The following is a 12,443-nucleotide window of genomic DNA, read 5'->3' as shown; positions in this document are numbered from 1 at the left end:
TTTCTTGAGCTGAAAATTTTGTAAGTTCAAGCGTCGCGTACGTTACACGTTCTGAGTTTCTGTCAGTATGCTGACAGAAAAAAATAAGGTGGTACCACGGTTTTTCGTCCTTTGCGGAGACCGTTTTTTTGTTTATTTTTTATTATTACTCATTAATTTATCTTTTTGTTATGAATAAAGCTTGTCATCAAGCTGATACGTCTTTTTATCAATACTCTTTGATAGCTACGCTGTCTAGCCATTTGGGGCGATGGTATATTGCACTGAAGTCAAGAGTTGTTCAGTGGGAGTTTCGTAAAATATTTGTCCATTTTCTCTAGTCGATGAAGCGACTGATAAAAGGGCAACTCACCACTGAATTCAGTTAGGGTATAACCTCTAGGTGTAACAACTAAGCGACCTGCACGCAGCTAAAGCTACAAAAGTCTGCTTAACATCTCTGATATGAGTTCAACCCTGTCCCAGAATCCTAAACGCTCTAGGGCAATCGGACGAAATTCAAGGATTGCCATTTCGCCTTATCGCTTTGCCTTTTGCTCTTACTGCTTTAGCAGTTAAGCAAACGGACAGTGTAGTGAAATGTAGAGCTATAGTGATTCTTGTTACACTTTTTGTACAAGAATAAGTGCAAATCACCGTAAGTCATTGATGATTTTTACAATATAGCTAAGCTACTCTAAAATACACCCAATCTTCCTCAAATTTCCCGTCAGCCCTTCGTTGTCGTCCTTGACTTGTGCCAACAAGCCTGCGTCCTTCCGCCTCAGTCTGACGAAAAATTTAGAGCAATCTTGGTTGCATTTTAGAGTAGCTTAGCTATAGTTTATCCATAGTATGACTAACTTTATTCATAGCAAAAGAGAGAAAGGGAATCTTATGAAAATCAAAGATACATTAAATCTTGGAAAAACTGCATTTCCGATGCGTGCGGGTTTGCCAACGAAAGAACCAGACTGGCAAAAAGGCTGGGAGAGCGCTTCGCTTTATGAGAAACGTCAACAACTCAATGAAGGGAAACCATCATTTATGCTACATGACGGTCCTCCATATGCCAATGGGAACATTCATATTGGACATTCGCTCAACAAAATTTCAAAAGATATCATTGTACGTTATAAATCAATGGCTGGTTTTCGGGCACCTTACGTTCCAGGTTGGGACACACACGGTTTGCCAATTGAGCAACAACTTGCAAAAGCAGGAATGAAACGTAAAGAGATGGACTTGCTTGATTATCTTGAAGAATGTCGTAAATACGCCATGAAGCAAGTCGATATGCAACGTGCCGATTTCAAATCATTAGGCGTATTAGCAGATTGGGAACGTCCATATTTGACTTTACTCCCTGAATATGAAGCAGCGCAAATTCGTGTTTTTGGTAAAATGGCTGAAAAAGGCTATATCTATAAAGGACAGAAACCAATTTATTGGTCACCATCATCAGAAAGCTCGCTTGCCGAAGCCGAAATTGAGTATCAAGATGTTCGTTCTGCCTCAATTTTTGTTGCTTTCAAAGCAAAAGACACAAAAGGGAAATTGCCAGAAGATGTTGAGTTTGTGATTTGGACGACAACTCCTTGGACTATTCCATCAAATTTAGGAATTTTTGCACATCCTGACTATGATTATTCAGTGGTGGCAGTAAATGACAGAAAGTTTGTCATCGCCTCTGAAATGTTAGAAGCTGTTTCAGAAAAATTAGAATGGGAAAATTCTCAAGTTCTCCAGACGATTAAAGGTTCTGAGTTGGAATATATGGTTGCTAGGCATCCATTTTATGACCGTGAGACTTTGATTATGAACGCAGACTATGTCACACTTGACTCTGGTACAGGGCTTGTCCATGTGGCACCTGGTCATGGTGAAGATGACTATTTCTCAAGTCGCAAATATAATTTACCTGTCCTTTCACCAATTGACAATCGAGGCTATTATACAGATGAAGCGCCAGGACTCGAAGGAGTTTTCTATGATGATGGAAATAAAATCGTAAGTAAATGGCTAGAAGAAAAAGGCGCTTTGCTCAAGCTTGAATTTTTCACACATAGTTACCCACACGACTGGAGAACAAAAAAACCAGTTATTTTCCGTGCGACACCGCAGTGGTTTGCTTCTATTGACAAATTCCGTCAAAACATCTTGGATGAAGTGGAAAAAGTGAACTGGGTTATTCCATGGGGCAAAACGCGTCTATACAATATGGTGCGTGATCGTGGAGACTGGGTCATCTCACGTCAACGTGCATGGGGTGTGCCATTGCCTATTTTCTATGCTGAAAATGGAGAAGCTATCATTACACCAGAAACCACGGAACACGTGGCAGAACTTTTTGCAAAACAGGGCTCAAAAGTCTGGTTTGAAAAGACAGCAAAAGAATTGCTGCCAGAAGGATTTACACATCCAGGTTCACCAAATGGTGAATTCACAAAAGAAAAAGACATCATGGACGTCTGGTTTGACTCAGGTTCTTCTTGGAATGGGGTGCTCAATGAACGTGACTATCTCAGTTTTCCTGCTGACCTTTATCTTGAAGGCTCAGACCAATATCGTGGTTGGTTTAATTCCTCTATTACAACATCTGTAGCGGTCAATGGCGTGGCGCCTTATAAAGCTGTTTTGTCGCAAGGTTTTGTCTTGGACGGAAAAGGTCGTAAGATGTCGAAATCGATTGGCAACACGATTGTTCCAAAAGATGTGACAAAAAAACTTGGTGCAGATATTCTAAGGCTTTGGGTAGCATCTATTGATACAGAGTCAGATGTACGTGTTTCTATGGACATTCTCAGTCAAGTGTCAGAAGTTTACCGCAAAATCCGCAATACTTTGCGTTTCTTGGTCGCTAATACCTCTGATTTTAATCCAAATAGTGATATTGTAGAATTTGCTGAACTTCGCGGTGCTGACAAATATATGCTTGTGAAATTTAATGAGCTTGTCAAACAAATTCGTACAGCATATGACAAATATAGCTTTATGTCTGTTTACAAGGCAGTTATAAACTTTATCACTAACGATTTGTCTGCATTCTATTTAGATTTTGCTAAAGATGTGGTTTATATTGAAGCTGCAAAATCTCAAGCTCGTCGTTCGATGCAAACAGTAATGTATGTTATTTTGAAAGACCTTGTGAAATTACTAGTGCCTATCTTACCACATACAGCTGAAGAAACGTGGACTTACCTTGTGCACGAAAAAGAAGAATTTGCCTATCTTTCAGAAATGCCAGAAGCAGGGGAAATTGCGGGAGCAGATGAATTATTAGGGGACTGGGAGGCCTTCTTAGATTTCCGTGACGAAGTTTTGAAAGCTCTGGAAAATGCACGGGAAGCCAAACTTATCGGTAAGTCTCTGGAAGCAACAGTGACAGTTTATCCAAATGAAGTCGTGCGGACTTTACTGACAGCAATTGATGAAAATGTAGCGCAGCTTTTGATTGTGTCAAATTTTGTCATTGCTGACAAGACTTTAGAAGAAGCACCAGAAACAGCAATTAGATTTGAAGATGTAGCAATTACTGTCGAACACGCAGCTGGAGAAGTTTGTGAACGTTGCCGTCGTACAGATGAAACAGTGGGTCATAACACAAATGAATATCTTAAAGTACTTTGTGAACATTGTGCGGGGATTGTTTCAGCTGAATTTCCAGAAGTCCTTGAAAATGGATTTGAAGACTAATTAAATGAAGTCAAGACTTATTCAGTGATAGTTTCGTAAAACATTTGTCCCTTTTCTCTAGTCGCTGAAGCGACTGATAAAAGGGCAACTTACCACTGAATTTAAGGTACAACCTCACATCTTCGATATGAGGTCACACCTCCGCTTCGCTTCGTTATCCATTCGCTCTATCTCCGCTTTGCTGCGCTGTCGATTTCACTAAGCCACTAGATGTAACAACTAGGATAGCCGTTTGCGCTTCAGCGCTTACGGATATGCTAGTTGTTACATCTAGTGGCGTAGCGAGCATCGACAGCGTAGCCGTAAGGCGGAGATAGCACGCACTTGTTTTGATAAATTGCTAACTAAAAATATAAAAAAGTTACTGACAGAATTTAGTCAGTAACTTTTTAATTAAGTCGTTTTCTGTCAGTACTGACAGAAATTTTATAGTGCTGAAAGCATTGTAGCAAGTACACTAAAGACAGTCAAAACGACCATAATGATTACAACGACCATAGTAACTTTTTGAAATGTGCTTTTTTCTGGTTTTTTATATGCCATAATATCCTCAATAAATATATACTAGTCCCACTTTAAAAAGTCAATAACAACTATAAGGGGCGATGATGCCAGCTGTAGTTATCATGAAGCTAGACCGCAATCTCGATTCATTGCAACACTTTACAACAAATGAGTGATAGATTATAATCCATCTCTAATTTTAACAAGAAAAGTTTAACTTTTCAATTCGTTTTTTTCTTTTTCACCCTCATCCGATTTTGGCTTTAAAAATTTCGCAAATGGGTCGTCTTTTTTGTCAGTAGAAGAAGTCGTTTTATTTTCATCAATAACTAAATCTACTGTTGAAACACCCAAATCATCCATCATTTTGTCAAAATCGTCACGTTTTCTGAAAGTAAGTCCCATTATATTCCCCTTGATAGTGTCTAATTATCTCGCCAGTAAAGAAGCGATACTACCCCTATTTTACTACTTCGTGGAAGAAAAATCTAGATATATAAAAAATTCTCTATTATAATCTAAGAATGTCAAGAAATTACTAAAAAACAGCAAGTTCCATCTCTGTATTTTTCAATAGACCGAAGTTTTTAGTTGACAAGGAATTTAAAGTATGATAGAATCATGTCTATTGATTTACGAAATGGTATCTATAAATACTATTTTGAGAGAAAACTAAAAAATTGAAAAGGATTGAAAGTTCAAGCTGATATTTTCTTTACATTATGGAGAGTTACTCAAGAGGCTGAAGAGGACGGTTTGCTAAATCGTTAGGTCGGGAAACTGGCGCGAGGGTTCGAATCCCTTACTCTCCTTGATATACACGCATTAATTTCAAAAAAGATTGGGTCTTACCCAGTCTTTTTGATTATTTAACAGACTAATGATTTTCCCAAAATATAAAAAATGAAGAGCACATTGTGACCACAATATGCTCTTTTTCTATGTCATTAACCGCTGTTCTATACTGCATATTTCCGAAAATCTTCTATTTTTCGGAAATAGAGGCTAGTATTCAAATCTAATATTTTAGAAAATATTATAAATTGATAAATAGTATGTCTATATATTTCCTAATAATTATACTACAAGCTCAAAAAAATATCAAATAAGACATAAAAATAACGCTTTGTAACATTTTTTGTAGAAGCACGATAGTGAAAATAATGAAGAAATATATATTAAACAAAATGACTCCTAATAGGATAATCAAAAGGGATAAATGAAGCAAAATAGAGACTTATATTTCCGAAAAATAGAAGTTTTTCGGAAAGAAGATTTACGAAGAAAAAGAAATGAAATATGAGTGGACTCATAAAAAATATTGCTAGAAAAATAAATTTGTAACAATCTAAAAAGCAATATTCATTGAAATACGACAAAGTGAAAGGTGAGCAAAATATCAAAAAATGGATATGAAAAAAAGCAATAAATATAGAAAATACGAGAAAATAACTAAAAAAATTAAACAAAATCTTCTCAAATACAAAGAGATGTCGAATCAAGAATTAAAGAAACAGACAAAAATCTTTAGAGAACGAATTGAGCAAGGAGAAAAACTAGAGAAAATACTCCCCGAAGCCTACGGTGTTGTGATTGAGGCAGATAGACGGGTCTTGGGTTTGGAACCCTACGATGTCCAGATTTTAGGAGCTGTAATCCTTTTCTTTGGAAACGTCGCAGAAATGAAGACAGGAGAAGGCAAAACTTTAACAGCAACAATGCCAATATACCTCAGAGCACTTGTAGGAAGTGGAAATTTTGTTGTAACTGCAAACGAATATTTGGCATGGAGAGATGCTGAAGATGTCGGAAGAGTATACCGCTGGCTAGGACTTTCCGTAGCAGTAGGAGTAAAGAAAAATGAATACGATAAGGAGTTGGATAAGCAAATCATCTATTCTTCAGATATCGTATATACAACTCATAGTGCCTTAGGATTTGACTATCTTCTTGATAATTTAGCAGTAGAAAAAGAAAAACAATATATGCAAGGATTTAACTTTGTAATTATTGATGAACTAGACTCAATACTTTTGGATATGGCACAGACTCCTTTAATTATTTCAGGTGCTCCAAAGTTACAATCTAATCTCTATGTAATGGTTGATAAGTTTGTAAAAAGTCTAAATTTTAGTGAAGATTATGATTTAAGTGAAGACAAAAGGAGTGTATGGTTCCTAGAGGAAGGTATAAAAAAGGCGGAAACACATTTTGGTGTTAAAGAAATCTTAAGCGAGAATTATAAAGACCTTTACAGGCATGCAGTACTTTCTTTGAAGGCAAATTATGTTTTTAAAAATAATAGAGATTACGTTCTTGATGACCAGGAAATATTTCTTTTAGATGAGATGAATGGGCGAAAGCTTCAAGGGACAAAACTACAGGGTGGAATGCATCAGGCAATAGAAGCAAAGGAAGATGTAGAAATTACCAATGAAACAAAATCAATGGGTTCAATCACTTACCAAAACTTATTCAAAATGTTTAAAATCCTATCAGGAATGACAGGAACAGCAAAAACAGATGCAGAAGAATTACGAGAAACATACGGCATAGATGTCATATGCCTTCCCACCCATAAGCCAATTATTAGAACAGATCATGAAGATATAATCTATCTTACTCATAAAGAGAAAATATTGCAGTCGTTAGAATTAGTCAAAGATTCAATAAAAAGCGAACGACCAGTTTTAATTTCAACTGGTTCAGTATCAAAATCTCAACTTTATTCAAATCTCTTATTAAACAGTCGAATTCCTCATAGCATACTAAATGCATCAACTGCCTATAAGGAAAAACAAATTATCAGTGAGGCAGGAAAGAGAGGAGCTGTGACCGTAGCAACAGCAATGGCTGGACGTGGTACGGATATCAAACTGGATAAATTTAGTGAAAGACATGGCGGATTGATTGTCATCGGAACAGAAAATATGACAAGTGAACGTATTGATAATCAGCTTAGAGGAAGAGCAGGAAGACAAGGAGAGCCAGGAGATAGTTATTTCTTTGCTTCCTTAGAAGATAGAGTAGTTGTAGAAAATGCTCCTGATTGGGTTAAAAAATTTAGAAAAAAACAAGAGAACTTATCAAGTCATGATGCAACCAAACAAGGAATCTTGAAGAAGAGAAAGTATAAGAAACTTGTTTATAAATCTCAAAAAAATAAAAAAAATCAAGATATTAAAATGCGAAAAGACACATTAGATTATGATGATATTGTAAGTGTTCTTAGGAAACGTGTATATGCAGCGAGAAATACAGTAATGGAAGCGCAAGCAGAATATTTTGAAAAAATTATTGAGAAAAGCTTTGAAGAAGTTATTAACACCTTTGTTTCAGACAAAAAAAATCTTGAAACTCAAAAAGTATCAGATTTTATATTTAATAACATTAATTACTCTTACGATAGAGAGGAACTAAAAAACTTAATAAGTATCAATCGTAAAGCTACTGCTAACATTTTGATAGAAAATATTTCTAAGCGAACAAAAATAGTGGAAAAGAACTTATCAAATGAATATCAGCTAAATTATTATAAACAAGTTATCATATTGAAATCGCTAGATTCATTATGGATAGATTTAGCAGATGGTCTTGTGCAGCTAAAATCAGTAGTAAAAAATCGAAATTGGGCTCAACACCACCCTTTATATGAGTTTCAAATAGAAGCCAATCGATATTTTACAGAAACAATAGAAAGACTTTGGCTAGATATAACTAGAAACTTACTACTATCTGAATTATTTGTAAATCCTGATGGTTCTATAGATATTGAGTTTCCATGATTTGGGAAGAAACCCAGTGAGCACGATTAGTGTAGGTTAAAAAAATAAAGATAACGATAATGTAGGAACGATATAGGATGAAAGAATATTACGGGGCTATAAAAAGATGTTTATGGACATTTTTATTTATTATAGTTGTTCAGCTTGGAGGTAAACTCCAGCTTCCCTTAACAATGTCAACTAATATAGAATCAGCAGGTATTATGAGAATTTTCGCAAATATGACTGCTGGTAATGCAACAAAATTAACACTCTTTTCTCTTGGACTGGGTCCATATATGATTGCTTTGATTCTTTGGAGTACTCTCACGATGCTTGACATTGATGCAATCAAGAACCTATCAGCGAAACAAGCTGGATTTATACAGCGTATATTGACTTTTATGTTTTGTATATTGCAATCTTTCACAATAATAGCTCATTTTAAAGAGAGCATCGTTTATAGTGATGTTGCAATACTATCCAAAAATGAAATTCATTTAGCTTTAATGACAATCCTAGTAACAGGCGGAATGATAGTTTCTTATATTGCAGATATGAATATGAAAAAAGGAATCGGAAAACAGATGGTAATTATTTTACCTGGACTTTTGGCAAATATTCCTGCGATGTTATTTTCAGGGCAAACAGCGGGTGGTTTATTCACTACTCCACTTGGTTTGGGAATATTAGCACTCGTTACCATCGCGTTTCTTTACATCTCAGTATTTTTATATCGAGGAGAATATAGAATTAAAATTCAGCAGACAGGAATGGATGTTACATTTGAAAATTCGTATATCCCTATAAAAGTATTAGCCGCGGGTGCATTACCCTTTATGTTTGGGGTCACTTTGTTCTCCATTCCACAGTTATTAACCATGATTCCATCTCTGAAAGGTAGCACTTTTTTGTATATTATAACTCAAATGTTCTCATACACTTCTCTTTTGGGAATTATTACGTATGGTGTGATATTAACCATTCTAGGTTACGGTTTTAGCCATGTTAATATCCGAGTTCATGATATTGCTAAATCTTTGAGAGATTCGGGAGACTATATCCTTGGAGTAATGCCAGGAGAGGAGACAGAAAAATATCTCAGACGACGATTGAATATCATGATAGTCATGGGAAATATCTATATGCTTATTGTCTCGCTTGCGCCACTGATAATAGGATTAAAAATTTCAGATGTGTCAAATCTGGCATTTTATTTCGGAAGTATTTTCATGGTAATCATCATAGTAGACAGTCTTCATGAAGATATTCGATTTATGCTTGCTAAAGGGCATTATAAATTATTTTGAATCGAGGATAGTTTGGATAAAAGTTTAATATATTTGATACCAGATTGGAATGAAAATACTGAATTAGAAGAAGATAGAGTTTTCACATTATCAAAATTTTTTTCTAAAGAAGGTTACCAAAATAAAGTATTACTGACAAACCCAATTCCCTTTTTACGTTATAAGCTGAATGGGAGTGGTCATACTTATAACAATATTGTAAGAGTATTTGACGTCTTACAAAATATCAAAACGGACATGGGACACCCTCTGAGTTTAGAAGATTTAGCGTTACCTCCAGATATAGATAAAATTTATACTCCATCAGCAACGTTACTGGTTCGAAAAGAGAAAGTTTTTGGTAAGGTGTCTTATAACGATTATGGATTTATGTCTAAGATTAGATACTTACAATCTGATGGAAGTTTCATTGATGAGGTTTATGATGACAGAGGGTTTGTTTCAGAAAAACATTACTTAAATAAAAAATACGAAGTGTATAAAATAAAATATTTTAACGAATTAGGGGAAAATTCAGTAAGTCAAATTGGAAAAGATCTCATTATCGAGAAAAAGGGAAACAATTTTCTAAAAGATAAATACACGTCATTAGACGAAGCTATGAGAGAGGTTTTACATTATGTCATGGAAGAAAGCACTCATAAACAGTCTGACCATGATATATCAATAGTAACAACAACAGAAAAGAAAATCATACAACAAACACAAGGTTTAGCGTATAAGGGAAAAATGATACGCATTATTACAGATAGATTAGAGGAAGATAGAGAAGAGGCAGAATTGATTGTTGATACTCGAACTAGGATGTCAAAAAATAAAGTGCAGAATTACATCCCTATCTTTCTACCACAGCTCAATTTAGGTGTAAGTGATTCAACCGCACAGATGCAAATCTATTGCAAAATATCATCAATTCATCCACAAGAAGATAAGATTGTCGCTTCGATGATTCAGAAAGTTATTAAGGATGAACAGCTCTCTTTAATTTTCGAAATAGATGACTTTAAGAGCATGGAGAGAGCGAAATTCACACAGAAGTTAATCATTGAAAGTTATTTTGAAGTTAGTATTGATTCAACAGAGTATCTCAAAGTAGAAAAGTATATTACTGCAAAAAGAGAGAAGCAACTATTTACCCAAGATGTAGAAGCAGTTAGAGAACTTCAAGATTCATCAGACTGGTCAAAATATGTTGGGGCAGTTAATGCGAACCTCAGAATAGATTATATTTACCAACCAGACTCTGCAATGATTGAAGATGCTTTAAACAGTGCAAGAATTTATTTGGATTTAGAAGATAAATACAATATGTTACGTCATTCTAAAGCGATAAGTGCTGGAATACCAATTATATCAAAGCATACAAGTGATTTTATTACAGATGGAAAAAATGGGTTTACGTTGAAGGACTCTAATGATGAAAAAGAATTAGAAGATTTCATAGATTATTTCATTTATAACCTGAGAAACTGGAATAAGGCATTGGTACATAATGTGAATATTATTGAGCAACATGAGTCTGATAACATAATAAGAAAATGGCGGGAGATTATTACAAAAAAATATGAGGAAAAAAATTGAGATTATTCAGATAGGCGGAAAAAAATTAAACTTTCCAAGTGAAGTAATAGAAAAATTCAATCATGTGATGTTACCTGGTAACTATAATTTTATTTCTGATAATGAGCAAATGGAAATATTTCAGGAAAATAAATTCAATCCCAAAAAAAGCCGAACTATTTTTGTTTTGGGCAATGATGCGATACTTCTTCAAAATTTCCCATCGTTATTAGAACAACTTCCGGCATATCAGGTACTCTTTGATAGTAAAGCTTCAATTAAAGAGTCACAGAGAAAAATTCTAGATAGAAAATTTAGTATTCCGATTGATTTAGAAAATGAAGATAAATTACAAAATATAGTTGATATAGCACTAGATTCTTCTCAAAAGCAATATGGATATAAATTAAGTATGGATTATCTCGAAGTTAGAGAAAGTTTTAAAGGAACATACAGAAAAAAAGGAAATTGTTATTTAGAACTATCAGGTGACTTTGGGCAAGAGATGAAACAAATCATTTCATGGAAAATTCACCCTCATGGTATTGAAGCAAATAGCAGAGTCACATTTACTCCTGAAATAGCTATTACTTCAGGAGCGCTTGAACTGGAATTTAAAATATTTCTGATAGATCAATCTACCAATGAAATCACAAATATTTTTAAAGGAAGTCCTGAAGAATTCAGAAAACAAATTAAGATTATTAGTAATGAGTCAGATTATGTAAGGTTCATAGGAGTTTCACTTTATGCTAAAGGTGGAGTGGGAAAGATTGAAATTGGACAGATTCATTTTAGAAATCATTTGTCAAATAATAGCATGATGTTATCCAATGGGAAAAGAATTATTGACTTGAAAGTGCGTAATGAGGAACTTTTTTACTATTTCCATCCTGGAGACCTAAAGCCTCCCTTAGCTGTTTATTTCTCAGGTTATCGTTCGGCAGAAGGGTTCGAGGGTAGAGGAATGATGGGGCGTATGGGCTGTCCGTTTATTTTAATTGGGGATCCACGACTTGAAGGAGGAAATTTCTATGTTGGAAGTGATGTGCTGGAACACGAAGTGGTCAAGGTTATAAAGGAAAAACTAAAGTGGCTAGGTTTTACAAATGAAGAGTTAATTTTATCAGGGCTGTCAATGGGAACTTTTGGTTCGTTATATTATGCTGCAGATTTAGAACCAGCCGCGGTTATCATAGGGAAACCTCTTGCTAATATTGGGAGCATAGCCATGAATGAAAGGATTAAAAGACCTGAAATGTGGGGGACATCTCTTGATATGGTTATGCACTTTGGAGACAAAGCAAATAACGATATAGCAGAAAATTTGAATGAGAAATTTTGGAACAAATTTAAAACAGGAGTTTTTAAGAACACTATTTTCGCTATTGCCTATATGAAAGATGATGACTACGATAATATTGCTTTTCAAATGATTGCTGATAACCTCAGAAAAAATTCTCCAGAGGCAGTGATACTACATAAAGGACTTATTGGTAGGCATAATGATAATACTTTGGGAGTTAATACTTGGTTCATAAAGCAATATAGAAACATACTATATCATGACTTCGGACGAAAGTTAGATTATAGACTCTAGTTTTTACAAATCAATAAAACGTTATAAGGA

7 protein-coding genes and 1 tRNA gene are annotated in these 12,443 nt (G+C 34.9%); 6 read left to right on the top strand and 2 right to left on the bottom strand.

The genetic code is table 11. The features are described from left to right. Positions 1-876: 876 nt before the first annotated feature. Positions 877-3,675: an isoleucine--tRNA ligase gene (ileS, locus tag FLP15_RS12515; protein WP_142767369.1), complete on the top strand. Its 2,799-nt coding sequence runs from the start codon at positions 877-879 to the stop codon at positions 3,673-3,675. 426 nt (positions 3,676-4,101) lie between these two features. Here the strand turns inward: ileS and FLP15_RS12510 are convergent, their stop codons facing one another. Together FLP15_RS12510 and FLP15_RS12505 are read right to left on the bottom strand one after the other, a co-directional pair. Continuing rightward, positions 4,102-4,218 (bottom strand): DUF4044 domain-containing protein, encoded by a 117-nt coding sequence (locus FLP15_RS12510; RefSeq protein WP_120772308.1) that lies wholly within the window; start codon positions 4,216-4,218, stop codon positions 4,102-4,104. Positions 4,219-4,392: 174 nt separating this feature from the next. Then, complete coding sequence (locus tag FLP15_RS12505) at positions 4,393-4,584, bottom strand: SPJ_0845 family protein (protein ID WP_142767368.1); 192 nt, start codon at positions 4,582-4,584, stop codon at positions 4,393-4,395. A 319-nt stretch (positions 4,585-4,903) separates the two neighbouring features. Here FLP15_RS12505 and FLP15_RS12500 point away from each other — a divergent pair. The 5 genes from FLP15_RS12500 to asp2 all read left to right on the top strand — a co-directional run bounded on the left by FLP15_RS12500 (position 4,904) and on the right by asp2 (position 12,413). Next, positions 4,904-4,991: transfer RNA gene (locus FLP15_RS12500), tRNA-Ser, on the top strand. A gap of 594 nt (positions 4,992-5,585) precedes the next feature. Then, on the top strand, positions 5,586-7,964 hold the full coding sequence (gene secA2, locus FLP15_RS12495; RefSeq protein WP_142767367.1) for an accessory Sec system translocase SecA2: 2,379 nt from the start codon (positions 5,586-5,588) through the stop codon (positions 7,962-7,964). 203 nt (positions 7,965-8,167) lie between these two features. Continuing rightward, positions 8,168-9,253, top strand: coding sequence for an accessory Sec system protein translocase subunit SecY2 (locus tag FLP15_RS12490; protein WP_190288313.1), 1,086 nt, complete (start codon positions 8,168-8,170; stop codon positions 9,251-9,253). A 12-nt stretch (positions 9,254-9,265) separates the two neighbouring features. Next, positions 9,266-10,834, top strand: a complete 1,569-nt coding sequence (gene asp1 / locus FLP15_RS12485; protein ID WP_190288312.1) for an accessory Sec system protein Asp1 — start codon at positions 9,266-9,268, stop codon at positions 10,832-10,834. Further along, a complete protein-coding gene (gene asp2 / locus FLP15_RS12480; RefSeq protein WP_142767364.1) occupies positions 10,818-12,413 on the top strand; it encodes an accessory Sec system protein Asp2 in 1,596 nt (531 codons plus the stop codon). Before asp1 ends, asp2 begins: the two co-directional genes overlap by 17 nt. Positions 12,414-12,443: the final 30 nt, after the last annotated feature.

It is taken from the genome of Lactococcus protaetiae (assembly GCF_006965445.1).
GTDB lineage: Bacteria > Bacillota > Bacilli > Lactobacillales > Streptococcaceae > Lactococcus > Lactococcus protaetiae.
The sequence above is the reverse complement of the archived record's forward strand: the minus strand, read 5'-3'. Positions and strand labels throughout refer to the sequence as shown.